This is a genomic window from Streptomyces sp. R28, assembly GCF_041052385.1.
In the GTDB taxonomy this organism is placed as follows: Bacteria; Actinomycetota; Actinomycetes; order Streptomycetales; family Streptomycetaceae; genus Streptomyces.
Genome location: NZ_CP163439.1, coordinates 5,484,591 through 5,510,446 on the forward strand (window position 1 = coordinate 5,484,591; position 25,856 = coordinate 5,510,446).

The following is a 25,856-nucleotide window of genomic DNA, read 5'->3' on the forward strand; positions in this document are numbered from 1 at the left end:
GCACACTGCCACCGAAGCTGTACGGGGCACCTGGTCGGCCGGGGCGCCGGAGCGCTGCCAAATGGTGGGGAGCCGATCTTGGGGTCCCCGGTAGGCTTGGGGGAAGTTTCACGTGAAACACGCCCCTCGATCCGCGAAGACTGGATGAACGACGATGCATCGGTACAGGTCCCACACCTGCGGCGAGCTCCGCTCCTCTGACGTCGGTACCGACGTCCGGCTGAGTGGCTGGCTGCACAATCGGCGCGACCTGGGCGGCATCCTCTTCATCGATCTGCGCGATCACTACGGCATCACGCAGCTCGTCGCCCGTCCCGGCACGCCCGCGTACGAGGCCCTGGACAAGCTGTCCAAGGAATCGACCGTCCGCGTCGACGGCAAGGTCGTCTCCCGCGGCGCCGAGAACATCAACCCCGACCTGCCGACCGGCGAGATCGAGGTCGAGGTCGGCGAGGTCGAGCTGCTCGGCGCGGCCGCCCCGCTCCCCTTCACGATCAACACCGAGGACGGGGTCAACGAGGAGCGGCGCCTGGAGTACCGCTTCCTGGACCTGCGCCGCGAGCGCATGCACAAGAACATCCTGCTGCGTACGTCGGTCATCTCGGCGATCCGGCACAAGATGACGGCGCTGGGCTTCAACGAGATGGCGACGCCGATCCTGTCCGCGACCTCCCCCGAGGGCGCCCGCGACTTCGTCGTCCCCTCCCGTCTGAACCCGGGCAAGTTCTACGCCCTGCCGCAGGCGCCGCAGCAGTTCAAGCAGCTGCTGATGATCTCCGGCTTCGACCGCTACTTCCAGATCGCGCCCTGCTTCCGCGACGAGGACGCGCGTGCGGACCGTTCGCCGGGCGAGTTCTACCAGCTCGACGTCGAGATGAGCTTCGTCGAGCAGGAGGACGTCTTCCAGCCGATCGAGCAGCTGATGACCGAGCTGTTCGAGGAGTTCGGCGGCGGCCGCCACGTCACCTCGCCCTTCCCGCGGATCCCGTTCCGTGAGGCGATGCTGAAGTACGGCTCCGACAAGCCGGACCTCCGTGCCCAGCTGGAGCTCGTCGACATCACCGACGTCTTCGAGGGCTCGGAGTTCAAGGCGTTCGCCGGCAAGCACGTGCGTGCCCTGGCGGTGCCGGACGTCTCCGCGCAGCCCCGGAAGTTCTTCGACCAGCTCGGTGACTTCGCGGTCTCGCAGGGCGCCAAGGGCCTGGCCTGGGTGCGCGTGGCCGAGGACGGCTCGCTGTCCGGCCCGATCGCGAAGTTCCTCACCGAGGAGAACGTCGCCGAGCTGACCAAGCGCCTCTCCCTGGCCGCCGGTCACGCCGTCTTCTTCGGCGCGGGCGAGTTCGACGAGGTCTCGAAGATCATGGGCGCGGTGCGGGTCGAGGCCGCCAAGCGTGCCGGGCACTTCGAGGAGGGCGTCTTCCGGTTCTGCTGGATCGTTGACTTCCCGATGTACGAGAAGGACGAGGAGACCGGCGCGATCGACTTCTCGCACAACCCCTTCTCGATGCCGCAGGGCGGTCTGGAGGCCCTGCAGACGCAGGACCCGCTGGACATCCTGGGCTGGCAGTACGACATCGTCTGCAACGGCGTCGAGCTGTCCTCGGGCGCGATCCGGAACCACGAGCCGGAGATCATGCTCAAGGCCTTCGAGATCGCGGGCTACGACCGCGAGACCGTCGAGGAGAAGTTCGCCGGCATGCTCCGCGCCTTCCGCTTCGGCGCCCCGCCGCACGGCGGCATCGCCCCCGGCGTCGACCGCATCGTCATGCTCCTCGCGGACGAGCCGAACATCCGCGAGACCATCGCCTTCCCGCTCAACGGCAACGCCCAGGACCTGATGATGGGCGCGCCGACGGAGCTGGAGGAGGCGAGGCTGAAGGAGCTGCACCTGACGGTGCGCAAGCCGCAGCCGAAGTAGGTCTTTGAAGAAGTAGGTCTTTGAAGCCGTAGGTGGCTCGGAACCGGCGTCGGTTCTGAGCCACTTTCGTTTACGGCGCTCATGCAGGGCTTTCACCCAGCTCTTACCCAACCTCCTGACAGGCGCGGTCCCTAACTTCCCTGCACATGACGGGAAACCACACGGCCGAAGGGCCGAAACACAAGCGGGACCTCACACGTCGCAAGGTCGTCGTGGCCGGAGCGGGAGCCGCCGCCGCGGTGGGCGTGGGCGGCACGCTCGCGGCCGGCGCCTTCGCGGGTGAAACGAACGGCAAGGCCGCGAGCGCGTCGGCGAGCAGCACCTCCACCGGCGCGGAGGCCTGCTACAAGCTCACCTCGGAGACCACCGAGGGCCCCTACTACATCGACGCCGACAAGCTCCGCCAGGACATCACCGAGGACAAGGAGGGCATCCCGCTCACCCTTCGCATCAAGGTGATCGACGCAACGCCCTGTCAGGTCAGAGACTTGTAGCCGCTCCACCCGCTCGCGATCTGGGTTCGCGAGCCGAACGACCCCTTCCCGTCCCCGCTGTTGCGCCACGCGTTGCCGCTGGTGTCGCGGGAGACGAGGTCCGGGTGGCCGTCGTCCGTGATGTCACCGACACCGACGACGACGTTGTAGCCGCCGCCCCAGTTCGCGAACAGCTTCACCCGGGCGGCGAAGGTGCCGTCGCCCTTGCCGTTGTAGCGCCACAGGGTGTTCGCGGTGTCCTGGGCGAGGAGGTCGGGCCTGCCGTCGCCGGTGATGTCCCCGACGCCGACGATCTTCTTGTAGCCCTTCCAGTTGTCGTAGAGCTTCACCCGGGCGGCCAGCTTGCCGTCGCTCGTGCCCTTGTAGAGGTAGACCGCTCCGGTGGACGAGTTCCGCGCGATCAGGTCCGGGCGTCCGTCACCGCTCAGGTCACCGGGCGAGGTCAGCACGTTGTACTGCGTCCAGCCGCTGGTCGCGAGGGTCGTGTACGACGTCGACGGCTTGAGCACCGAGCCGCAGCCCGGCTTGTACAGCCGCAGGGCGCCGCTGCTGTAGCGCACGAGGACGTCGTTGCAGCGGTCACCGCTCAGGTCGCCGAACGGGACGGCCAGGACGGTGGTGGCCCAGCCGGTGCCGGTGTACTTGTCGCCGAACTTGCCGGTGCCGGTGCCGCTGTGGAAGGTCAGGCCACCGGAGGAGTTCAGGGTGAGCAGGTCGCCGCGGCCGTCCGAGCCGTCGGGGCTGACGAAGTCGCGGCGGACCGGCGCTCCGCGCTGGAGGAAGGCCTCGCCGGTGCTGACCGTGTTCTCCGTGGCGCTGGCGAGGCCGGTCGCCTTCAGGGTCCACTTGAACCAGCCGCTGGGGAAGTAACTCCCGTCGGCCGTCTTGCCGTTCCAGGACACCGACACCCGGTCCGGGGTCGCGCCGCCGGTGAGCGTGCGGGTCGCCTTGCCGTTCGCGCCGCTCTGCACGGAGGTGAGGGTGAGCGACCAGGAGGTGACCGGGCGGGACAGCACCCAGTCGGCCTCGAAGGGCACGTTCGGGGCCGCATAGCTGCCGGCCGACGTCTCGAAGGCCGTCACGGCGGACGGGGCGATGCCGGTGGTCGTGACGTGGGTGCGCTCGTAGTCGTCGAACCAGGCGACCAGGCCGGTGTACTCGTCGACCGTCCAGCGGTAACGGCGGTCCGCCGTCAGACCGTTGGCGGCCAGGCCGGACGCGATCACCCGCGTGCTCCCGGTGGCCGACTCGGTGAGGACCAGGGTGTGGGCGGCGTGGTCGTGGCGGACGGTGAAGCCGTCGCCCAGCAGCACGTCACCGGGGACGACCGCCTTCGACGTAGCGGCCTTGGTGTCGTAGACCCCGGCCGAGTCCGCCCCGCAGGCCCAGTACACCCAGCGGCCCGCCGCCTGCAGTTCGCTCGGCACACAGGCCAGGCCCGGCACGGTCACCGTGGAGAGCGTCTTCGCCAGCGGGATGCTGTACGAGGTGAGCTTGCCGGCGGTGGTGGTGGCGCTCCAGAGGGTCGAGCCGTTCAGGGCGGCGGCGCGGACGGTCCGCTTCAGCTTCTGGCCCTGGCCGAACTCGCCCACGTACTGCGCCGGGGTGGTGCCGCCGGAGTTGTAGACGGCGTAGTCGTCGGAGACGTCCACGATCGCGCCGCCCTGGCCGCCGAAGTCCAGGTAGTGGCCGCCGATGGCCTTGAGCCGGTCGTCGCCGAGGCCTTCGCCCTCGTCGGTGCCGCCGTTCGTGTCCAGGTAGACGTCCTCGGCGGAGAGGTTCCCCCACAGCGCCGCGCAGGTGGTGCCCGCGTACGGGCAGACCGGCCCGTACATCGAGCCGCTCTCCGTGGCGGCGGACGCCGTCAGCGCGGTGGAGCCGTCGGTGGTGAGGGTGCGTACCGAAGTGGTGTCCGTGGTGGTACTGGCCGGGTCGTCCTCGGCGACGCGCAGGCTGCCGCGGCTGAGCGCGATGCCCGTCTTGGTGTTCTCCACCGCCGGGGCCTCCCGGACCTTCTCCAGCTTCAGCGTGCCGTCCTCGGCCCGGCCGACCCGCTGCACCCACCAGTCGGTGGCGTCGGTGCCGCCCGTGACGAGGGCACCGCCGCCGTCGGTCGCCAGCGCGTACTCGCCGGCACTCGTCAGCAGGGTCTGCTGCACCGAGGGGTCGGTGACGCTGACCGCGAGCAGCTTGGAGCCGAGCTCACGGGACGACAGCGGCAGCAGCAGCCAGTCGCCGACCAGGACCGGGTCACCGTCGAGCGCGCCGGGGTGCGCGGGCAGCTTGACGAGCTGCTCGGCGGCGGCGAGGTCGGTGCGGGACTTCAGGTGCAGCTCGGCGGTGCCCTCCTGGTACCAGCCGATGCGGTCCTCGCTCATCACGTAGTGCGAGGCGTAGGTGGCGTCGGAGAACACATCGGTGTTCACGGCCGAGGCGACGTCGATGTAGCCGATCCTGCTGGTGTCGACCGACCAGAGCACGCCCGAGGAGTCCGCGGCGAGGACGTCGTCGCTCCCCACGGCCGTCGGATCACCGGTCACCTCGCGGGCGTGCCACTCGCCGTCGACCTTGTCGATCAGGGAGTAGCTGGTGACGACCGTGTCCCCGGCCAGGGCCCGGTAGTAGCCGTGCGTGGTGGAGCCGGGCCAGCTCAGGCTCCTGGCCGTGGCCGTGGCCGGGTCCCAGAGGGTGACGGTCGAGGACGACACCGACGACGACGGCAGGGCGACCAGGTCGCCGTCCGACCCGTACCAGGCCGGACGGCACTCGGAGTCGATGTAGTAGCAGGGGGAGGTCGGGGCGTACACGCTCCCGTCGGCCTTCTTGACGGTGACGGTCCGACCCGTCGCGTAGTCGGTCCATTGCATTCCGGCCCTGCCGGTCTGCCGGTGCAGGAAGCCGCTGTCGCCGGCCACGTACGGGCGGTCGGTGCGCGGCGTGGTGGTGCTGGGGTCGACCAGCGTGATCGCGGTGGTGTCGGCTTCGGCCGCTTCCGCGGAGCCGCCGCCCTCCGACAGGACGACTATGGACGCGGCCGCGACGGCGAGCGCGAGCGAGGAGACGGCGGCGGCCAGCCCGCCCCGTCTCAGGGCGTGTCTGCCCACGTGAAGTTCCCTCCCCTACGAGGGCCCGTGCCCTCGCACAAGTGGCCGGATCTTATCAGGGGCTTATGCCGGGCAGTGGGCGCGTTCGCGCAGGTGAAGGAGGTGAGGCGGGGCGACCGTCAGGGAATCGTCACTCCCCTTCCGTCGGCGGCCTGAGCGCCTCCTCCTCCAACAGCCGCTCGGCGATGTCGTCCGCCCACGCCCGGGCCCACCGGCGGAGCGTCGGAACCGACTCCGCGTCCAGGCCGCCCACGACGAACTCCCCGTCGTGCAACAGCTCCGTGGCCTCCAGGCGGGACTGGAGGTCCGCCAGGTCGAACTCGTCCCAGGCGTGGCGGCGGCCCAGTTCCTCCAGGTCGGGGTAGCTCCAGTGGGCCGCGGTCAGATAGACGTCGGCGAGGTCGCGCGCGGCACCCCGGTCGGTCACGGCGCGAACCTTCGTGCCGATGAGGTCCTCCAGGGAGAGGGCCGGGCCGAGGCCGGTCGTCACCGGGGGCCGCCAGAAGGTCTCCTTCAGCAGGTCAACGGCACGTTCCTGGTCCGTGTCGGGGTCCGTGACGAGCAGCCGGGTGGAGAGCGGGTCGGTCTCCAGGGGACGTACCCGCCAGCCGCGTTCCGTCAGGCCGTGCCGGACCATGGCCGCGATCTGGTCCATGGGCTCGGGGTGTTCGGTCGCCACCTCCACCGACCGCGCCTGCCGGGCGGTCAGGCCGTGCGCCCGGACCGCGCAGTCGCCGGCCAGGACGAGCGGGTAGCGGACGCCGACGGCGAGGACGTCGGACAGGAGGTCGCGGTGCGGGGGCAGCATGGTGGCCCCGATTATCGCGGTCGCGCCGGGTTCGGCCCGGACCGGCGTGCCGTCGGCATGCGGATCCGTGCACCCGAAAGACGGGCGGCCGCCGCTGTCACACTCTGTGCCCCGCTCGTGGTGGACCTGGCTCGGGCTGGCCAAGGGTGCGGGTGCCGTGGGGCTGCTGGTCGGACTGTTCGTGGGAGAAACGATCCGGGCCGGACGGGGACCTCCCCGTCCGGCCCGGATCACGTCTGCTGCCCTACTTCGCCACGAACTGCGTCAGGATCGCCTGCACCTCGTAGATGTCGACGCCCTTGGTGAACGTCTTCTCGATGGGCGTCGGCGTCCCCGAGACCCAGATCTTCAGCTCGGCGTCCAGGTCGAAGGTGCCGGCGGTCTCGACCGCGAAGTGCGTGATGCTGCGGTAGGGGATGGAGTGGTACTCCACCTTCTTGCCGGTGATGCCCTGCTTGTCGACCAGGATCAGACGACGGTCGGTGAACAGGATGGTGTCGCGTATCAGCAGGTACGCGGCGTGCACCTGCTCACCGTGACCCAGCAGACGCGCGTAGTCCTGCTGCGCCTGCCCCTGGTCGATGGTGTGCGCGTTCCCGAACAGTGCCATGGATGGATCCCCCCACTTGGCGGCCTTGACGGCCCAGCATGATCTTCGCAATGTATAGCGCCTCGGGGGTGTCCAGGCATAGAGGCGTAAACGATCAGGTGTCGTACGAACCGTCCCAGGGCGCACCGAAACCGAGCAGGTCCGGGTAGAGCTCGGCCCAGGCCTCGCCGTCGTCCTCTCCGGTCACCAGGCCGAACACCACGCCGTCCACGGTGAGTTGGAAAGGGCGGATCGCGATGTCCGTGTACGTACGCCGGGGGAGGCTGCGCAACCCGGTGGCCAGGCGGGCGCGGGCGCGTGCGATGACCGAGTCGGGGCCGTGCGGGGCGAGCTGCTGCTCGGCCCAGGTGCCGGCGCACCATATCTCCGAGTCGCGGTACCTGCCGTCGGCGTCGAAGGTGTGGAGGACCGCGTAGAGGCGTTTGTGCTCTTCCCAGCCGGTGCCGAGGTCGAAGCCCTTGGGAAAGGCGTACGTGACCGAACCCATGAACTGTCCGTCCGCGTAATGGCCGATCGCCTCGGTACGGCCGTGCGGCTCGTAGGCGATCGGGATGACCTCTGGGACTGCCATGGCGGAAACCATACGGTCGTGTAGGGGGGCATGGTGGCGGTGGGGCGCGATCGATGCCAACCGGATGGGCAACATCCGCGTGATGTCCCCGAGTTGGGCACGGATCAGTCAAAAAATTCACGGCACCTTTCAGATCTCCGCGACCACAGACGGACCAAAAGCCCGCTCACGCGGGCCCGCTCGCCGGCGCGCGAGCCTCACCGAGGTACGTAAGGACTCATTCGTGGCATCCCCTTCCCACCGCCCCACCCACCGTCGTTCCCTCCGCGGACGCCGCACCGTCGTCGTCACCGCCGCCGTCGCTGCCGCCGGCATAGGTGCCGGGGTCTTCGTGCTGAACGCGAACGCCGGCGCGGTCGACCTGTACCACCAGGCGCTGCCCGCCAAGGACGGCTGGGCGGCCTCCGGCGCCGGTACGACGGGCGGCTCGAAGGCGGACTCCGCACACGTGTACACCGTCAGCACCCGCGCCCAGCTCGTGAAGGCGCTGGGGTCGGTCTCCGACACCACGCCCCGGATCATCAAGATCAAGGGCACCATCGACGCCAACACCGACGACGTCGGCAAGAAGCTGACCTGCGCCGACTACGCCTCCGGCACCGGCTACTCGCTCTCCGCCTACCTCAAGGCCTACGACCCGGCGACCTACGGCAAGAAGGCGCCGTCCGGCACGCAGGAGAACGCCCGCAAGGCCGCCGCGGACAAACAGAAGAAGAACATCGTCTTCCGCGTCCCCGCCAACACCACCGTCGTGGGCGTCCCCGGCACGAACGCCGGCATCAAGGGCGGCAGCCTGCAGGTGCAGAACGTCAAGAACGTCATCGTCCGCAACCTCACCTTCGCCGACACCCAGGACTGCTTCCCGCAGTGGGACCCCACCGACGGCTCGACGGGCGAGTGGAACTCCAACTACGACGCCGTCACCCTGCGCGGGGTGACCAACGTGTGGGCGGACCACAACACGTTCACCGACGCGCCGACCTTCGACAGCGCCGAGAAGACCTACTTCGGCCGCAAGTACCAGGTCCACGACGGAGCCCTCGACATCACCAACGGCTCCGACCTGGTGACCGTCGAACGCAACCTGTTCAGCAACCACGACAAGACGATGCTGATCGGCAGCAGCGACACCGACAGCACCGGCAAGCTGCGCGTCACCATCCACCACAACGTGTGGAAGGGGATCGTGCAGCGGGCGCCCCTGGCCCGCATCGGCCAGATCCACCTCTACAACAACGTCTACGACACGACCACACTCAACGGCTACGCGCCGAAGTACAGCATCGACTCCCGCGCCAGGGCTCAGGTCGTCGCCGAGCACAACGCCTGGAAGCTGCCGTCCGGCGCCAAGGTCGCCAAGCTGCTGAGCGGCGACGGCACCGGCTCGATCGCCGGCGGCGGCAACCTCGTCAACGGCACGACGACCGACATCGTGGCCGCCTGCAACGCCGCGAGCTCGAAGAAGATCAAGACGACGGTGAACTGGAAGCCGGCCCTGACGGCGGGTCTCCAGACGTCGGTGAAGAACCTGATCACCGAGCTGACGGGCACGACGGGTGCCGGGGCGCTGTCCTGACGCCGGGCTGACGTACGGCTGAGGAAATCTCCTGGTCTGCCGCTGTCACACTTGCGCGGTGCCCGGCGTCAGGGAGGCAGTGGACCCGCCGCACGGCACCGGCCGTGCGGTTCCGACCGCAGCTGACCTGGAGTTCCTCATGCAGACCGCACACGTCGTCGTCACCGTCGTGGCCGCCCTGATGGCCGGATTCTCCGGCACCGTCCTGCTCATGCGGGCCCAGTGGATCGTGCAGGCGCTCACCGACTACTCCGTGCCCCGGTCGTGGTGGACCTGGCTCGGGCTGGCGAAGGCCGCCGGGGCCGTGGGGCTGGTGGTCGGCCTGCTCGTGCCCGTGATCGGGGTGCTGGCCGGGGTCGGTCTGGTGCTGTACTTCCTCGGGGCCGCGGTGACGGTGGCGCGGGCCCGGTGGTACGCGCACATCCCGTTCCCACTGGTGTACGCCGCCCCGGTCGTCGGCGCGCTCGCTCTGGCGTAGGGGTGTGCGCCAGGGGCCCGGAACCAGCCGAGTGCGGTTCCGGGCCCCTTCGGGTGCGCGACGCGTACTACGCCGGTTCGCCGCCGAACCGCTCCCTGTACGCCTCCAGGTCCTCCTCCGTGATCTTCGCGAAGAGGACCGGCGGGACGGTGAAGGGCGTGCCTGCGGGGACGGTGGTGAGGGCCTTGGCCTCCTCGACCGTCCTCCAGGTCGCCGTGTCGTCCTTCAGGTCGAACGCGCCACGCATGGCCGCCGAGGACGTCGGGATGAACGGCTCCGAGATCACCGCGTACAAGTGGATGAGGTTCATCGCCGTACGAAGGGTGAGGGCCGCGCCCTCAGGGTTGGTCTTGATCTCCAGCCAGGGGGCCTTCTCCTCGAGGTAGGAGTTGCCGGCCGACCACAGAGCGCGCAGGGCTGCCGCGGCCTTGCGGAACTGGATGGCCTCCATGTGCTCCTCGTACTCGGCGAGCAGGCGGGCGATCTCCTCGCCCAGCCTCGCCTCCGCCTCGCCCGGCTCGGCGCCCGCCGGGACCTCGTCGCCGAACCGCTTGCGGGAGAAGGACAGGACTCGGTTGACGAAGTTGCCGAGGGTGTCCGCCAGGTCCTTGTTCACGGTGGCCGTGAAGTGCTCCCACGTGAAGGACGAGTCGTCCGACTCGGGGGCGTTGGCCATCATGAAGTAACGCCAGTAGTCGGCGGGCAGGATCTCCAGCGCGTCGTGCGTGAAGACGCCGCGCTTCTGCGAGGTGGAGAACTTGCCGCCGTAGTAGTTGAGCCAGTTGAAGGCCTTGATGACGTCGACCTTCTTCCACGGCGCGCGGGTGCCCAGCAGGGTCGCCGGGAACATCACGCTGTGGAACGGGACGTTGTCCTTGCCCATGAACTGCGTGTAGTGGACGTCCGCGTCCGACTCCCACCACCACGAGCGCCAGTCCCGGTTCTCCGGGTCCTGGTCCGCCCACTCCTTCGTGGAGCCGATGTACTCGATCGGGGCGTCGAACCAGACGTAGAAGACCTTGCCCTCGGCGGCGAGGTCCGGCCAGGTATCGGCCGGGACAGGGACGCCCCAGTCCAGGTCACGGGTGATCGCGCGGTCGTGCAGGCCCTCGGTGAGCCACTTGCGGGCGATGGAGGAGGCGAGCACCGGCCAGCTGTCGGCGCGCTCGTCGACCCACGCCTCGACCTCGTCGGCCAGCACCGACTGGAGGAGGAAGAGGTGCTTGGTCTCGCGGACCTCCAGGTCGCTGCTGCCGCTGATCGCGGAGCGGGCGTCGATCAGGTCCGTCGGGTCCAGGACGCGCGTGCAGTTCTCGCACTGGTCGCCGCGGGCCTTGTCGTAGCCGCAGTGCGGGCAGGTGCCGATGATGTAGCGGTCGGGGAGGAAGCGGCCGTCCGTGATCGAGTACACCTGGCGGATGGCGCGCTCCTCGATGAAGCCGTTCGCCTTCAGTTCCCGCGCGATCTCCTGGGTGATCTCGTGGTTCTGCGGGGACGAGCTGCGGCCGAAGTAGTCGAAGGCCAGGTTGAATCCGTCGTAGATCGCCTTCTGCTGGTCGTGCGCCTGCGCGCAGAACTCGTCGACCGGGATGCCCTGTTCCTTGGCGGCCAGCTCGGCGGGGGTGCCGTGCTCGTCCGTGGCGCAGATGTACAGGACGTCGTGCCCGCGCTGGCGCAGGTACCGGGAGTACACGTCCGCCGGGAGCATGGACCCCACCATGTTGCCCAGGTGCTTGATCCCGTTGATGTACGGAAGGGCGCTGGTGATGAGGTGTCGAGCCATCGGGGGCTGCTCCCATGTCGGTCGTTTTGCGAACCTTGAAATCGTAGCCGACACAGGTGGGCCGCCCGCTTCCCGTTTTAAGGGGTGGGAAGGGGGCGGCCGTGGGTGAGGGTGGGCGAGGCGGTGGCTGGACCGCTCCCGTCGGCTACGGGCGCCAGTTCGCCAGGATGCCCTCGTAGACCTGCTTGTCGGTCAGCTCCAGCGGGGTCTCGCCGGCCAGGAAGTGGGCGGTGTTGTCCGTCTTGAGCTTGCGGAGGTAGTCGAAGGCCTTCTGCTCGGGGTCGCCGAAGGCGACGAAGGAGAAGAAGACGGAGGGGTGGTTCTTCGCCGCCTCCGTGAGGGCCTGCGTGGCGGGGGTCTTGGCGTCGGGGGCGCCGTCCGTCTGGAAGACGACGAGGGCGGGGGTGTCGGGGGCGGTCTTCTGGTGGTGGGTGACGACCTCTTCGACGGCCACGTGGTAGCTCGTACGACCCATGCGGCCGAGGCCCGCGTGCAGCTCGTCGATCTTGTTCTCGTGGTCGGTGAGGGTGAGGTCGGCGGTGCCGTCGAGTTCCGTGGAGAAGAAGACGACGTGGACCGTGGCCTCGGGGTCGAGGTGGGCGGCGAGGGCGAGGGTCTGGTCGCCGAGGGCCTGGGCGGAGCCGTCCTTGTAGTACGGGCGCATGGAGGCGGAGCGGTCGAGGACGAGGTAGACCTTGGCCCGGGTGCCGGTGAGGTCGAGCTCGTCGAGCGTGGCGCCGGCGGACTTGTAGGCGGTGAGCAGGCCCGCGGGGAGGTCGGCGGCGGGGGCCGTGCCGGTGGCTGTGGCCTCGGCTTCGCCTTCGGCGTCCGCACCGCCCGTGTGGCTTTCGTCGTCGGCCGCGAGTGGCTCCTGCGGGGCTTCCTCGCCGTCGGCAGCCTCCGGCTCGTCGGTCGCCTCGGTGCCACCGGCTCCGCGACCGGTTCAGGCGTGGCCTCGGCGGCCACCGGCTCGGGGTCGGGCGTGACCTCGGCGGGCACCTCGGGCTCGGGTGCCGGCTCCGGGGTGACCTCGGCTACCGCCTCGGGCTCGGGTGCCGGCTCCGGGGTGACCTCGGCGACCGCCTCCGGCTCGGGTGCCGTCGCCTCGTCCGCCGCAACCGGCGCGGGCTCCTCGGCGACCGGCTCCTGCGCAGCGACCGGCTCCTGCGCAGCCACCGGCTCCTGCGCAGCCACCGGCGCCTCGGCCGACGTCTCAGCGACGGCTTCCTCGGAGGCGGGCGTCTCGGCGACGGGCTCTTCCGCGACCGCTTCCTCGACGACCGGCTTCTCGGCAACGGGCTCTTCGGTCACCGATTCGGTGACGGGCTCTGCCTCGACGGGTTCCCCGACGGCGGGCGTTTCCGCGACGGGTTCCTCGACGGCCGGCGTTTCCGCCACGGCCTCTTCGGCCGCAGGCGTTTCCGCGGAGGGCTCTGCCTCGACGGCTTCCTCGGCGACCGGCGTCTCCGCCACAGGCGTCTCCGCCACCGGCTCTTCGGCCCTCGTCGGCTCCGCCACCAGCGACTCCGCCCGCGTCTCCACCGGCGTCGCCGGCTTCGGCACCGCGACGTTGTCGAAGGCGGCCGAGACGAGCTCGTGCTCGCCGTCGTCCGACTGCTCGACCGGGTCGGCCTTATCGACCTTGTCGGCCGTATTGACCGTATCGGCCTTGTCAGTCTTGCCGTTCTTGTCGGTCTTGCCGGTCTCATCCGACTTCGTCGCCGGTTCCGACGCGCGCGGTTCCGGTACCTGTGCGGTAGCCGCCGGCTGCGGTTCCGGGGACGGGGACGGGACCGTCGGCTGTGGCTCCGGCGAAGGAGTCGCACCCTCTGCTTCGGCGGTACGCCCCTTGCGTGACCGGCCGAATGCGTTCCGCAGGAGAGTGAGAATGCCCATGTGCGCAACCCTTCGCGTGAGTTGATGCCCGTAATCCCTGGCCAGGACGGACACGTAAGGTTAGCGGCCCCAGATGGCGATCTTGGGGAGGGGCGGACACAGGGCCCCTCGGTACGTCAAGGGCTGCATCGAGCCGAGTCCGGTCCCGCGCCCAACTGCTGTACGTCTACTTCTGATTCACCTGTAGTTCATACGGTCGCCCCGCTCCCGCACAAAGGTGCCCCTACCGTCCGTCACGCTGCACTCAAGGGGAAGCAAGGGGAGTACAAAAAGCCATGCGTATTCAGTTGCCGATCATCCGGACCAACAGTGACTCGCATCCTGGTGGCCGATCCGCCCTGACTTGTCGGTTCCGGTGTGGTGACGCCTGTTTCCACGAGGTGCCCAACACCACCACGAACCCGTACGTCGGTGACGTGATCGCCGAGGCCGTGAGCCGCCGTACCACGCTGCGCGCCGCCGCCGTCGTCACCGCGGCCGCCGCCGTGGGCGCCACCGCCACCGTCTCCGCGCCGAAGGCGGACGCCGCCGAGGCCGCTGCCGGGGACGCCACCGCGGCCGAGCGGGCCGGCGGTACCTTCTCCCGGGGTGCCCGTGGTCTGCGGTTCGACCCCGTCGCGCCGAACACCGCCGATACCGTGACGATTCCGGACGGTTACGCGCAGAACATCGTCATCCGCTGGGGCGAGCCCATCCTGCGCGGTGCGCCCGCGTTCGACCCGGAGAACCAGACCGGCGAGGCGCAGTCCCAGCAGTTCGGCTACAACAACGACTTCCTCGCCCTGCTCCCGCTGCCCGGCGAGCGCAACCGGCAGATACTCGTCGCCAACCACGAGTACACCGACGAAGTGCTCATGTTCCGTGGCTACGACGCCGCCAACCCGACCAAGCAGCAGGTCGAGGTCGCCTGGGCCGCGCACGGCCTTTCCGCCGTCGTCGTCGAGGGGGATCGCAGGAGCGGGAAGCTCACCGCCGTGCCCCGGCATCCCCTCAACCGGCGCGTCACCGCCACCAGCGAGTTCAAGGTCACCGGTCCCGCCGCCGGCTCGGACCTGCTGAAGACCTCCGCCGACCCGACCGGCACCAAGGTCCTCGGCACGCTGAACAACTGCTCCGGCGGTGTCACCCCGTGGGGCACCACGCTGCACGGCGAGGAGAACTTCAACCAGTACTTCGCCAACGCCACCCGCGCGACGGACAAGCGCTACGGCCTCGGGACGGGTGCGTCCGAGCGCAAGTGGGAGCGTTTCGACAAGCGGTTCGACGTGGCGCAGGAGCCGAACGAGCCGCACCGGTTCGGGTACGTCGTCGAGCTCGACCCGTACGACCCGTCGTCCAAGCCGCGCAAGCACACCGCGCTCGGCCGCTTCAAGCACGAGGGCGCGACGGTGCGGCTGACCGAGGACGGGCGGCCGGTCGTCTACACCGGTGACGACGAGCGCTTCGACTACTTCTACAAGTTCGTCGGCAGCAAGCGGATGAAGAAGGGGTCGAGCCGGGCTGTGCGCGAGCACAATCTGTCGCTGCTCGACGAAGGCACGCTCTACGTCGCCAAGCTCACCGGTGACTCCCCCGCCATCGAGATCGACGGCAGCGGCAAGCTGCCGGCCGACGGCGAGTTCGACGGCAGCGGCGAGTGGATCCCGCTGGCCACCGCCACCGCCGACGGCGCCGTCTCGCACGTCGAGGGGATGAGCGCGGACGAGGTGTTCGTGTTCACGCGGCTCGCCGGGGACAAGGTCGGCGCCACCAAGATGGACCGGCCCGAGGACATCGAGCCGAACCCGTACTCCGGCCGGGTCTATGTCGCGCTGACCAACAACAAGGACCGCGGCGCCGCGGGCAAGGCCCCGGCCGACGAGCCCAACCCGCGCAACAGCAACAAGCACGGCCAGGTCCTGGAGCTGACCGAGCGCTGGAACCGCGCCGACAGCAAGAAGTTCGCCTGGAAGCTGTTCCTGGTGGCCGGTGACCCGAACGACCCGGCCACCTACTTCGCCGGGTTCCCGAAGGAGGACGTCTCCCCGATCTCCTGCCCGGACAACGTCGCCTTCGACTCGTACGGCAACCTGTGGATCTCCACCGACGGCAACCAGCTCGGCTCGCACGACGGCCTCTTCGGCGTCGCCACGCGCGGGGAGCGGCGCGGTGAGCTCAAGCAGTTCCTGACGATGCCGAAGGGCGCGGAGACCTGCGGCCCGGTCATCCAGGACCGCCGTGTGCTCGTCTCCGTGCAGCACCCGGGCGAGATCGACGGCGCGACCGCCGAGAAGCCGCTGAGTGACTGGCCCGAGGGCCCCGGCAAGATCAACCGCCCGGCGGTCGTGGCGGTCTGGCGCGAGGACGGCTGCCACATCGGCGTCTGACCGGCAAGGGTCGGCGACAGACGCCCTTACGGGAGTGCTGGGACCGGCGGCTGCCGCTCGCCGTCGCGTTCCAGCCACTCCCGGTACGCCGGTGCCTGCCGCGCCGCCTCCCAGTACGCCTCCTCCAGCGCCGGATAGACGCCGTCCAGGTCCGTCTCCGTACGGGCCGCGAGGAGCAGGCGTACGCCGAGCGGGTCGCCGTGCAGGCGCCGTACCGCCATCGTGGGGCTGTCGGCGTGGGTCGGCTGGCAGACGGCGACGACCTCGCCGGTGGCGACCAGGGCGTCCGCCGTGTAGTAGTCGCCGTGCAGGACATGGGGGCTGACGCCGGCCGCGCGGAACATCCGCTGCACGGCGTCCCACTCGCCGTCGACCGTCGGGTCGACCATCCAGCGGTCGTCGGCCAGGTCGGGGAGGGTGACCTCCGGCTTCGCCGCGGCCGGGTGGTCGGTCGGCAGCGACACGAACTGCGGCTCGCGTTCCATCAGCACGCGCAGGCGGAGTTCGGGTGGGATGCGCAGGGGGCTGCCCTCCACCTCGTGCACGAAGGCGACGTCCAGCTGGCCGTCGGCGACCATGCGCAGCAGGGCGTTCGGGGAGACGTTCATGTGGAGGGTCGGGTCCTGGCCGTGGCCGCGCAGCCGGCGCAGCCAGCCCGCCAGGGCCTTGCTCGCCGTCGAGCCGACCCGCAGCTCCGGGCCGCCCACCGCGGCCGCCCTCGCCTCGGCGACCAGGGCGCGCATTTCGGCCACCAGCGGGCGGGCGCGGCTGAGGACCAGCCGGCCGAGCGGGGTGGGGCGGCAGCCGGATCTCGCGCGCAGGAACAGTGCGCCGCCCAGCTCCTGCTCGATCCGCCGCAGCTGTGTGCTGAGCGACGGCTGGGCGACGCCCAGCTGGCGGGCTGCCCGGTGCAGACTGCCGGTGTCGGCTATGGCGCACAGTGCGCGGAGGTGTCTCACCTCGAGGTCCATGCCCTCGGACACTAAAGCGGAATCAAAGCTTTCACCAGCCGCACAAATCCGCCCTGAAGCTTGCTAATTGGGGCCCTGATAGGGCCGTGCTATCACCGGTTGCCATCATCACAGCCGCCGCACAGACGCCGACACTCGCCTTGACGACTCACCCCCCACCTAGGAGTCATCGATGCGTATGTCCTTTTCCCTGTCCGCCCGTTCAGCGGTGGCAGTCGGTCTCGGTGTCGCGGCCCTCGGCTTCGGCACGATCGTTCCGGCGACGGCGGCCCCGGCCCCCGCACAGGCCGGTTACGTCGCCAAGTCGGCCGATTCCGACGCCAGTCGGGCCTTCTTCCAGGCTGTCCTGAAGTCGGTCGCCGAGAAGCGCGCCGCGAACCCGAAGGCCGCGGCCGTCACCGTCACCTACGACGCGTCCGCCGCGCCCACGTTCAGTGCCCAGATAGCCCGCAGCACCGAGATATGGAACAGCTCGGTGTCCAACGTGAAGCTCCAGGAGGGCTCCGGCGCCGACTTCACCTACCGCGAGGGAGACGACTCGCGCGGCTCCTACGCCTCGACCGACGGTCACGGCAAGGGCTACATCTTCCTCGACTACGCCCAGAACAAGGAGTACGACTCGACGCGCGTCACCGCGCACGAGACGGGCCACGTCCTCGGTCTGCCGGACCACTACGAGGGGCCGTGCAGCGAGCTGATGTCGGGCGGCGGCCCGGGCACGTCCTGCACGAACGCCCAGCCGGACGCCGACGAGAAGGCCAAGGTCGAGCAGCTGTGGGCCAACGGGTTCGCTGCCGCTATGGACAAGGCCCTGGAGAAGGCCGCCCGCTAGGCCTGCCGGTTCCCACCCCCCACATGGCGCGGTCGCCCTCCTGCACGGGGCGGCCGCGCCGTTCTTGTTCGCCCAATAGCCCGGGTGGTTTGTCCGTGTGGGCGGCTGCGGGTTGTGTGTGGTTGATCGCGCCCACGCGGCGGAGCCGCATATTGATTCAGCCCCGCGCCCCTTTGGGGCGGGCTTCAGTGCGGGGAGGTGATTGCTCTTGCCGCTGCTACCTCTTGCCGTAGGGGCTCCAGGACGCTTCCCGCCGGGCCCGTGAGGTCTGTGCGGACCTCGTACAGGGTCTCGGCCTGCCTTACGCCCTCCGCCAACTCTCTGAGTTGTAGGGCCACTTGGACCACCTCGGCGGCCGACGGCGGAGCCGCCCCGTGTTTGACCCGCACGCGCGCCGCGGTCGTCGCGTCCACGATTCGTTCCACCGCTACGACCAGTGGCCACCAAGCGGCCGCCCGGCGTCCCGTGGGCGGGGGTTCGGTCAGGGCGCGTTGGAACTCCGTACGGATGGTGGAGAGGTTGCGGTAGAGGCGGCGGCGCATCCGGGCGCGGGCCGCTGGGTCGACGGCGTCCGGCCCGAACGCGCCCTCCACATAGCGCGCCGTGTCCTCCACGGCGTCCGCGAGCCGGTCGCCGACCCGCGTGTGCCAGCTCTCCGGCCACAGCAGATACCCGGCGACGAGCGCGATCGCGCACCCCATCAGGGAGTCGACCAGGCGGGGCAGCAGCAGTGCGGTGCCCTGGCGGTTCAGGACGTCCGACAGGAGCAGGATCACCGGGGTGATGGCGGCCGTCTGGTAGCCGTACCCGCGCGGGGTGAACGCCGGGATCAGCGGCGCGAGCAGGAACAGCACCGGTACGTCCCACCAACCGCGCGGCACCTCCGCGAGCACCGCCGCCGCGATCACCAGCCCGCCGACCGTGCCGAGGGCGCGCAGCAGGGCGCGGGAGAAGACGGAGCCGAAGTCGGGCTTGAGGACGAAGGTGATGGTGAGGGCGACCCAGTAGGAGCGGGGGACCGGGACGAGGGACACCAGGGCCTGGGCGATCCCGATGCACAGGGCGAGGCGCAGGCCGTAGCGCCAGGAGGCGGCGGAGAGCGTCACGTTGCGCAGCGCGCGGGCCGTGCGGATGCCGATCGCGGCCGGGCGGCCGAGGCGGTCGTCGACGCCGCGCGGGTCCACGTCCGGGGTGGTGACGACCTCGGCGGCGTGGCGCAGGGCGTGGTCGACGGCGCGGGCGGTCTCGGTGGTCGGGGTGGGCAGATTCAGGCCTATCGGTCCCGGGTAGCCGGTCTCCACGGCGGAGGCGAGGTGCCGTACGGCCGCCGGGACCTCGGGCGGGAGCGGGGTGCCGCTTAGGCGGGCGGCAGGGGCGGCCTCCACGACCGGGGTGATGGCGTTCAGCTGGGCCAGCAGCCGGGTCAGTTCGGGGCTGCGGCCGTGGTGGCGGGCGCGGTGGGCGAGGACGATGTCGTACGACTGGTTCAGGGACTGGGTGACGGCGTGCCGGGCCTCGTCGTACGCCGGTGTGCTGCCGCTGCCCACGGCCGCCAGCAGCTCGGCGACCGCCCGGTAGGTGTGCGCGACCGCGGCCCGCTCCGGCACCCCCGACCTGAGCGGCCAGGCGAGCAGCGCGAGGGCCAGCACGAGCAGCCCGCCGCCGGACATCAGCAGCGGCGCCAGCCACCACTCGCCCGGCAACGGCAGGCCCGCGCCGACCACGCAGGTCAGCAGCAGCACCAGCCCCGCCGCGGAGGCGACCGCGCCGATCGTCGAGATCATCCCGGAGACCAGCGCGACACCGGTGACCGCGGCGACGGCAACCCAGCCGTGGCCGTACACCAGGGCACCGACGATGACACCGACGGCGCCGAATAGCTGCGGGATCGCGATGGTGGGGATGCGGACGCGGTACGCGGCGGCGGTGTCGCTGATGACGCCGTTGAGGGCGCCCATGGAGGCGAGGGCGCCGTAGAAGGGGCGATCGACGGCCAGCCCGATGGCCAGGGGGAGGGCCAGCGCGATCGCGGCGCGGGCCACGGCCGGCCAGTTGACGGGGGCCGGCTGGGCCCGGAGGTTCCGCACCAGCCAGTCGGGGGGTGTGCGGCCGATGGGGAACTCGCGGGACATGCGGCCCATTATGAGCACCCTTGGTCAGCTCGTCGTCGACCTCATCCGCGCTGGTGAAGCGTGACGTCGACGAGCAGCGTGCGGTGGTCGGTGCCGGGCAGGTCGAGGAACCGGGCGGTGCGGGCGGAGAAGCCGGCGGAGAGCAGCACGTGGTCGATCTGCACGCCGAACGTCGGTGTGGTGCGGGCCGGCCAGCTCGGCGTGCGGTCGTGGCCGGCGAGCCGGGCGGCGTCACGCAGGCCGCTGTCGAGGATGCGGCGGAAGGCGGCGTGGTCCTGGGAGGCGTTGAAGTCGCCGGCGAGGACGAGGGGCGTCCTGCCGTCCCCGGTGTTCTCGACGTTCTCGACGTTCTCGACGTACTCGGCGGCGAAGTCGCGCAGCTCGCCCAGCTCCCGGCGCCACAGGTCGGTCCGGCCGGGCAACGGCGGCATGGGGTGCGCGAGCTGGAGCCGCACGGCATGCCCGCGCACGTCGGCGACGGCGCCCGGCATGGTCATGGTGCCGGGGACGCCTCCGTTGGGGTCGAGCGGGAAGCGGCTGAGGACGACCGAGCCCGCTGAGCCACCCGCCACCTGCGCCGCCCGGTGCGGATAGTCGGTGCCCAGGGCCTCCTTGAGCCGTGCGTCGCAGGTGTACTCGCACTCCTGGACGAAGACGATGTCCGGTTTCTCGCGGCGGACGGCGGTCACCAGGGCGTCGGTAGCGTGCCCGAACTCGACGTTCGAGGTCAGCACCCGGAAGGAGACGAGCGCGGGCCCGCCCGGCTCACCGGTCTTCCCGTACGGCTCGATGAACCAGGCCAGCAGCCCGAACAGTACGACGGCCCACACGACGCCGAACCACCAGCGCGAGAACAGCGCGAGCAGCAGTCCGAGTCCGGTGGGCACGAGCAGCCACGGCAGGAAGGCGAGGAACTGCGGGACGGGGGTGATGCCGTCGACGTCGGCGACCCGGCAGCCGACGACCACGCCGACACCCAGCAACAGCAGGCCGGCCGACCAGGTAGCCGCAGTCTTCAAGGCCCGGCCTCCGCTCGCGGGTGGGATGCCCGAATCCTCCCTCAAAGACGTGGGCTGTGGGGCGGAGGTTGCGCGGATCGGGAGGGGCGCGGATCGGGAGGGGTACCGGGGGCCGCGCCGATGATGAGGCGCCGGTCACCGAGTGAACAGTCGAGCAAGGAGATCCGAGATGACGCCCGTGCAGATCAACTGGCTGACCCTGATCCTCGCCCCTCTCGGCGTCATCGGGTTGCTGGTCGCCTTCACCGCCGCGCGGTCGGCGGCCGGCAGGGGCGAGCCGATGCCGGGGTGGGGGAAGGCCGTCCAGGGGGTGGCGATCGCCTTCGTGCTGCTCGTGGCCCTGATGAACTTGGCAGCGAGCGGGTCGTGAGCGGGCCGGACAGTACGGGGGACAGCACGTGGGGCAGCACGTGGGGCAGCACGTGCAGCGTCATGCGTCGACGCGGGCCCGGAACGCCCCGCAGTGCCTCGTTGAACGTGTAGGCGTCGTCGGCGCCCACGACGACCAGGGCGGGGACCGTGACCTACAGGTCGAGGGCCCCGGAGAGATCCGGAGCCCTTGGCGTTGTGGCTTGTCAGTTCAGGTGGCTCAGGCGGCGGCCTCGGCTTTCGGCGATGCGTAGGGCGTCTCGCAGTGCCTCGGTCAGGCGCTCGGCGAGGTAGCGGAGGTCGCCGGGCTGGGTGTGGGGGAGCAAGGCGAGGGCATGGTCGACGAGTTCCTGGCCCATGTCGAGCTGAATCGACTCCGTGACCTCGGCCCATCGGGAGACCGGTCCGCCATCGTCATCGGTGACCAGGTAACAGTGCTTGTCGTCAAGGCCGGACCTGGGAAGCAGACGGGGTTCTTGCGGCATCAGGCCACCCCCAGCCCGTGAATCCAATACGGGCCGGGCATGTCTTGGCCCAGCGCGGCGATGGCCAGTTCCCGACGGCGCTGACGTTGCTCATCAGCGGTCAGATACGGACGTACGGATCTGACCGCTGAAGCGTCCAGCGGGGTGTCGTCGTGAGCGTAGGGGCTGCGGTGGGGTGGGAGCGGCGGGGGCAGGTGCCGAGGGAGGTCGACGGGCAGGACCCCGGGTGGCGACGGCATGGGGCCGGGCGACGCGGCCTGCCCCATCAGCAGGAGGGACGTCCAGGTGACGAGTCGGCGGACAAGGTCGGTCATGTCATCAGCTCCGATCTACTTTTGCTGGTGGCCGCGCCCCCGGACGGCAGCACCCGTCGCGGGGGCCTCGCATGCCCGGCGAACGGGGGCATCCGAGCTGAGGTCGGCCTGGGTTCGTTCGTTGCCGAGCGGCCCGAGAATGCGGGCACTGGAGGAGACGCGTAGGCAGGGCGGCACGCAGAGGGACCGGCTCAGTTCAAGGCCTTACCCACCTCGCAGATCGTCGGCCGGTCCTCCGGAGCATGGCTGAGCATCGCCTCGATCAATTCGCCCAGCCCACCCGGTGCCTTCACTGGTCGGCGGCGGCCCGCTGCCACAGCTTCTCTCTGGACGGGACGTGGAGCGTCGTCCGGGTACTCGACCGCCCGCCAGCCGGTGGCTGAGATGAGCAAGGAAGCGCCGAGCGCGTAGACGTCCGCTTCCGGCGTCGGCTCGGCCTGTCCGATGTCGAGCACGCTGCGGGAGATTTCCGGTGCCTCATAGTGGACGAGGCAGCCGCGGAACGGGAAGTCGTATCCCTCGGGCACGCTTCCGCCTCGGGCAAGGGCGAGGTCGATGAGGTGGGTCCGTTCCGGCCCGATGATGAAGTGTGCGGGCTGCACGTCACCGTGTGCCCAGCCCTTGGCGTGGAGTTCAGCCAGCGCCTCGACACAGCTCAAAGCCACGCCGGTGTGCGGTTCGACGGATGAGCCTTGCCTGCGGCAGGGATCCCACAACCCGTACAGGTCCGGCCCTTCACGCCACGGCTGGAAGTTCCACGTCCCGCCCTCCCACTCGCCGTACGCGAAGTCAGCGAAGCCGAGGTGATACAGCACGGCACCCTCGCGCGCAGGCGCAAGAGCAGTCCAGGGCTGGGCGGGCCAGTCGGCAGTGCCCTCGATCGGATAGCCGACTTTCACAGCGTGGTGGCCCCGAGGGCCCTCCACCTCCCAGACCATGGAGCCCCGACGATTGAGCACCAGGCGCTGAGCCGTGGGCATGAGCGCGTCGAGCACCACGACCGGCAGTTCAGGGGTTGAGCCGGACAACGTCTCTTCTCCTTCCGAGCGAACGCGGCTGACCACGAGTCGAGGCCGCCCGCGTCGCCGATGTCGTGTGTTACGCCTGTCCGTACGGTCGGCCGCAGTCCGAGTCGCACTGCGCGAGGTTCGAGCCGTCCACGGTCCACAGGTCGTCGAAGACCATGAACCCGGCCGCCTTCATGGCGCGCACCGAGGCGGCCACCATCTCAGGGTCACGGGTTCCCCCGCCCGGCTTCGGGTTGTGGTGCAGGAAGCGGCCCGCGTACCGCTCGCACAGCTCCGCGTACTCCTTCGTGTGCAGGATGAGCGCGTGCAGACCGAGGTCCACGTCGTCCGACGGAACCATGGGAACCGTGGCGGTGGCTGCCGTGACCAGGAAGGCGACCGCCTGGTCCGCGATCCGCTCGGCGCGCTCGGGCGACTGCCCGTTGTGGACGACCACGAAGTGGGTGAGGCTCTCGAACAGCTCCTCACCAGCCACCGCGCGACCGGTCTTCTGATCGTTCACCGTTGCCGTCATTGCAATCTCCTGGTGTGAGGGGGTGCTTGGCACTTACGTCCCGCCGTGATCGCCGAGGTCGGCTGATGGACGATCGGGAAGCGGGCTTGGAGGCCGGCCCCGAACGGGGACGGGGGAGCCGGGGAATGGGCACCCGTCCGGGGCGGCCGGTCTACTGGCCAATACCGAGGGCCATGCCGATCACCAGGCCGCATGACGCGCTGATCACGATGATGAAAAGGACCCCGGCGTATCGGCCGATGACGCGCATCACAGCCCACCCCGGCTGTTGCCGTTCCTGATGGCCAGGCGTGCGCTGAGTTCTTCTCGCGCACTCGGTGGCTTCACGTTGCGCGGCAGGGCATCCCATTCCCTGCCGCCACCGATCGGCCTTATCTGCACACGGCCGCCGACCTCACCCATGACGACGCCGATACGTCCCCGACTGGTGTCCTTGGCCAGATCGCCGATGCCTGGTCTGGTCTGCTGGTTGCTCGCCATGCATAGGAGGATCGCGATCGGGGGCACCTGGCCAAAAGGTCAGGCTGATTACCCAACTTGGGTAATATCACGGCAAGTAGAGAATGAGCGACGTTGCGTAGCCCTCGTAGTGTGGGAGCTTGCCAATGCCGGACCCTGAACAGCCGCAGGAACTTCCGACCAGGCTGCTCACCGATCCCGAGATGATCAACGCGTGTCGGGTACGCGACTTCGCCAGGATCTTCCGGCTGGTGAAGACCAGGGCGGGCATCTATCCGTCGATGATCGCCAGACGCTGCGAGCTGACGCCCAGTCGAGTCGGTGAAGTCATCACAGGGCGACGCCAGTTGTTGCACATGGACGTGATCGAGCGAATCGCGGACGGCCTGAGGATCCCAGGACACATGCTCGGGCTTGCCCGGCGACATTGGGAGACGCCACAGGCCCTCGTCGTCACCGAGCCCGAGGCGCCTCAAGTGAGGGAGCCAGAGCAGCAAACACCTGCCTCTCTGCCGGGTCCGGACGTGGACAGCATCCTTGCGTTGGCCACCCGAACGAACCTCAACACCGCGACACTTGAAGCGTTCCGGTCCTCCATCGAGGACTACTGGAGGCGCGATGACCAGCACGGCGGCGAGGCGCTGAGGCCGGCCGTCGTCGGTCAACTCCGTCATGTGGTCGGACTTCTCAAGGAGAGCCGCCCGCCGGCCATCCGGAACGGCCTGTACGGAATCGCGGCCGAGCTGGCACGCCTCACGGGCTGGACCTACTTCGACGCCCGCCAGTACAGCCAGGCGCGTGCGTACTTCACCGAGGCCCTGCAACTGGCCAAGGAGATCGATGACCGGCAGTTCATGGCCAACGTGCTGGCCTGCATGAGCTTGCAGGCGACCTACCAGGACAAGCCCGCGGACTCACTGGCACTGGTGACCGCCGCCCAGGACCAGGCCCGCTCAGCCATCGACACCACCCCGCCCGTCCTGTCCATGCTGTCCATGCGCGAAGCCTTCGCTCACGCCACCCTCGGAAACCGGGACTCCACTCACCGCGCGATCGGAGAAGCCCACCGCCATTTCGAGCAGATCCAGGAGAGGGACCCCGATCCATCCTGGGTGTCCTACTTCGACGAGCCGAAGCTCATCGTGGATACCGGCATCGCCCACGGCCGTCTGGGCGAAGCGACAACTGCCGAACCCTTGATCGCGGACGCCTTGCGGCGCGAGGCCCACACCAACCAGCGCGGCCGTGCGTTCCACTCGTTCTGGCTGGCGCGTACGCAGTTGGATCAGGGCAAGATCGAACAGGCATGCCACACCGCCACACGAGCACTTGAACCCGCATCAGCGGTGACCTCCGAGCGAGTCTCAGGCCATCTTAGAGAGTTCTACGGCCAGTTGGCCCCGTATAGGCAAGAGCCCGTAGCCCTGGCCTTCGAGGCGAGGCTACGGGAACTCCTACCACCGGTCAGCGGATCGATTCATCCATGAGCAGGTACAAGAGACCGACCAGCGATCCGCTGCTCACGACCTCACGGCGGTCGATCATCCCCCGTACCTCGCTGAGAGGGATCCACTCGATGCGGTCGGACTCGTTCTTCTCCGTGGGCGGCCCCGCGTAGGTCGCGCCATCCACGCGGAACACGTGGTGCTGCGAGTCGGTGATGCCGTTGGCAGGCTCGCCGTAGATCAGGGGCTTGATGGGGCCGGGGCGCCAGCCTGTCTCTTCGAGGACTTCGCGGGCCACTGCCTCTTCCGGGGTCTCGCCTTCCTCGATCAGTCCCATGGGCAGCTCCCAGGCCCACGAGTCGGTGATGAAGCGGTGCCGCCACATCATCAGCACTTCTTGGCGGTCGTTGACCACGGCGGCCACGGCCAGGTGCCGGAGGCGAACGACGTGGTACTCCCACCTGCGCCCGTCGGGTTGCTGGACGTCAACCAGACACAGATTCACCCACTTGTTGGTATAGATCTGACGCTCACCGTGGGTCTTCCACTCCATACCTGCGGCCCCTCTCGATCGGTCTCCAGGATCTCAGACCGACGGAGCGACGGACACGGGTTGGGTTATTTCACGTCAGTCTGACGAGATGGCCCTACCGTACTCCTCCTCCGAATGACGGCAATCGAATA

At 69.6% G+C, this 25,856-nt stretch carries 21 protein-coding genes and 2 pseudogenes; 8 read left to right on the top strand and 15 right to left on the bottom strand.

The features are described from left to right. Positions 1-154 precede the first annotated feature (154 nt). Both aspS and AB5J49_RS24405 read left to right on the top strand, forming a co-directional pair. Positions 155-1,918: an aspartate--tRNA ligase gene (gene aspS, locus AB5J49_RS24400; protein ID WP_369170742.1), complete on the top strand. Its 1,764-nt coding sequence runs from the start codon at positions 155-157 to the stop codon at positions 1,916-1,918. Between the two features lie 146 nt (positions 1,919-2,064). Further along, positions 2,065-2,385: pseudogene (locus AB5J49_RS24405) on the top strand (dioxygenase); the annotation flags it as partial. Between the two features lie 8 nt (positions 2,386-2,393). Here the strand turns inward: AB5J49_RS24405 and AB5J49_RS24410 are convergent. From AB5J49_RS24410 to AB5J49_RS24425, 4 genes are all read right to left on the bottom strand, one after another. Then, positions 2,394-5,516 (bottom strand): FG-GAP repeat domain-containing protein, encoded by a 3,123-nt coding sequence (locus AB5J49_RS24410; protein ID WP_369170744.1) that lies wholly within the window; start codon positions 5,514-5,516, stop codon positions 2,394-2,396. A gap of 130 nt (positions 5,517-5,646) precedes the next feature. Next, positions 5,647-6,324 carry a nucleotidyl transferase AbiEii/AbiGii toxin family protein gene (locus AB5J49_RS24415; RefSeq protein ID WP_369170745.1) on the bottom strand — a complete coding sequence of 226 codons (678 nt, stop codon included), beginning with the start codon at positions 6,322-6,324 and terminating at the stop codon, positions 5,647-5,649. Between the two features lie 244 nt (positions 6,325-6,568). Next, positions 6,569-6,934, bottom strand: a complete 366-nt coding sequence (locus tag AB5J49_RS24420; RefSeq protein WP_369170746.1) for a PH domain-containing protein — start codon at positions 6,932-6,934, stop codon at positions 6,569-6,571. Between the two features lie 94 nt (positions 6,935-7,028). After that, complete coding sequence (locus AB5J49_RS24425; RefSeq protein WP_369170747.1) at positions 7,029-7,505, bottom strand: hypothetical protein; 477 nt, start codon at positions 7,503-7,505, stop codon at positions 7,029-7,031. A gap of 223 nt (positions 7,506-7,728) precedes the next feature. Between AB5J49_RS24425 and AB5J49_RS24430 the strand changes: the two genes are divergently transcribed. Further along, positions 7,729-9,081, top strand: coding sequence for a polysaccharide lyase family 1 protein (locus AB5J49_RS24430; protein WP_369170748.1), 1,353 nt, complete (start codon positions 7,729-7,731; stop codon positions 9,079-9,081). A gap of 139 nt (positions 9,082-9,220) precedes the next feature. Continuing rightward, positions 9,221-9,559: a DoxX family protein gene (locus AB5J49_RS24435; protein ID WP_369175241.1), complete on the top strand. Its 339-nt coding sequence runs from the start codon at positions 9,221-9,223 to the stop codon at positions 9,557-9,559. A 67-nt stretch (positions 9,560-9,626) separates the two neighbouring features. Here AB5J49_RS24435 and metG read toward each other — a convergent pair whose 3' ends face one another. Then, positions 9,627-11,342, bottom strand: a complete 1,716-nt coding sequence (gene metG / locus AB5J49_RS24440) for a methionine--tRNA ligase (protein WP_369170750.1) — start codon at positions 11,340-11,342, stop codon at positions 9,627-9,629. 145 nt (positions 11,343-11,487) lie between these two features. Continuing rightward, positions 11,488-13,238: pseudogene (locus AB5J49_RS24445) on the bottom strand (VWA domain-containing protein). A gap of 275 nt (positions 13,239-13,513) precedes the next feature. On the opposite strand from AB5J49_RS24445, the gene AB5J49_RS24450 reads away from it, so the two are divergent. Next, positions 13,514-15,604, top strand: a complete 2,091-nt coding sequence (locus AB5J49_RS24450; protein WP_369170752.1) for a PhoX family phosphatase — start codon at positions 13,514-13,516, stop codon at positions 15,602-15,604. A gap of 26 nt (positions 15,605-15,630) precedes the next feature. On the opposite strand, the gene AB5J49_RS24455 is transcribed toward AB5J49_RS24450, so the two are convergent. Beyond that, positions 15,631-16,575, bottom strand: coding sequence for a LysR substrate-binding domain-containing protein (locus tag AB5J49_RS24455; protein WP_369170754.1), 945 nt, complete (start codon positions 16,573-16,575; stop codon positions 15,631-15,633). Between the two features lie 178 nt (positions 16,576-16,753). Between AB5J49_RS24455 and snpA the strand changes: the two genes are divergently transcribed. Then, positions 16,754-17,407, top strand: a complete 654-nt coding sequence (gene snpA, locus AB5J49_RS24460) for a snapalysin (RefSeq protein WP_369175242.1) — start codon at positions 16,754-16,756, stop codon at positions 17,405-17,407. Positions 17,408-17,592: 185 nt separating this feature from the next. On the opposite strand, the gene AB5J49_RS24465 is transcribed toward snpA, so the two are convergent. Together AB5J49_RS24465 and AB5J49_RS24470 are read right to left on the bottom strand one after the other, a co-directional pair. Next, complete coding sequence (locus AB5J49_RS24465) at positions 17,593-19,539, bottom strand: FUSC family protein (RefSeq protein ID WP_369170756.1); 1,947 nt, start codon at positions 19,537-19,539, stop codon at positions 17,593-17,595. A gap of 41 nt (positions 19,540-19,580) precedes the next feature. Then, positions 19,581-20,558: an endonuclease/exonuclease/phosphatase family protein gene (locus tag AB5J49_RS24470; protein ID WP_369170757.1), complete on the bottom strand. Its 978-nt coding sequence runs from the start codon at positions 20,556-20,558 to the stop codon at positions 19,581-19,583. A 169-nt stretch (positions 20,559-20,727) separates the two neighbouring features. Between AB5J49_RS24470 and AB5J49_RS24475 the strand changes: the two genes are divergently transcribed. Continuing rightward, on the top strand, positions 20,728-20,928 hold the full coding sequence (locus tag AB5J49_RS24475; protein WP_369170759.1) for a hypothetical protein: 201 nt from the start codon (positions 20,728-20,730) through the stop codon (positions 20,926-20,928). Between the two features lie 205 nt (positions 20,929-21,133). On the opposite strand, the gene AB5J49_RS24480 is transcribed toward AB5J49_RS24475, so the two are convergent. From AB5J49_RS24480 to AB5J49_RS24500, 5 genes are all read right to left on the bottom strand, one after another. Next, positions 21,134-21,412, bottom strand: a complete 279-nt coding sequence (locus tag AB5J49_RS24480) for a hypothetical protein (protein ID WP_369170760.1) — start codon at positions 21,410-21,412, stop codon at positions 21,134-21,136. Beyond that, a complete protein-coding gene (locus AB5J49_RS24485; RefSeq protein ID WP_369170762.1) occupies positions 21,412-21,726 on the bottom strand; it encodes a hypothetical protein in 315 nt (104 codons plus the stop codon). The genes AB5J49_RS24480 and AB5J49_RS24485 overlap by 1 nt, the downstream gene beginning before the upstream one ends. Before the next feature lie 191 nt (positions 21,727-21,917). After that, entirely contained in the window at positions 21,918-22,754 is an 837-nt protein-coding gene (locus AB5J49_RS24490) for a protein kinase (protein ID WP_369175243.1), read from the bottom strand. A gap of 70 nt (positions 22,755-22,824) precedes the next feature. Then, positions 22,825-23,268 (bottom strand): hypothetical protein, encoded by a 444-nt coding sequence (locus AB5J49_RS24495; RefSeq protein WP_369170763.1) that lies wholly within the window; start codon positions 23,266-23,268, stop codon positions 22,825-22,827. Between the two features lie 249 nt (positions 23,269-23,517). Further along, positions 23,518-23,748, bottom strand: coding sequence for a hypothetical protein (locus tag AB5J49_RS24500; protein ID WP_369170765.1), 231 nt, complete (start codon positions 23,746-23,748; stop codon positions 23,518-23,520). A gap of 125 nt (positions 23,749-23,873) precedes the next feature. Here AB5J49_RS24500 and AB5J49_RS24505 point away from each other — a divergent pair, with 125 nt between their 5' ends. Continuing rightward, positions 23,874-25,214, top strand: a complete 1,341-nt coding sequence (locus tag AB5J49_RS24505; protein ID WP_369170766.1) for a helix-turn-helix domain-containing protein — start codon at positions 23,874-23,876, stop codon at positions 25,212-25,214. Here the strand turns inward: AB5J49_RS24505 and AB5J49_RS24510 are convergent. Further along, entirely contained in the window at positions 25,192-25,725 is a 534-nt protein-coding gene (locus AB5J49_RS24510) for an NUDIX hydrolase (RefSeq protein WP_369170768.1), read from the bottom strand. The two genes, AB5J49_RS24505 and AB5J49_RS24510, sit on opposite strands and share 23 nt — an antisense overlap. Positions 25,726-25,856 lie beyond the last annotated feature (131 nt).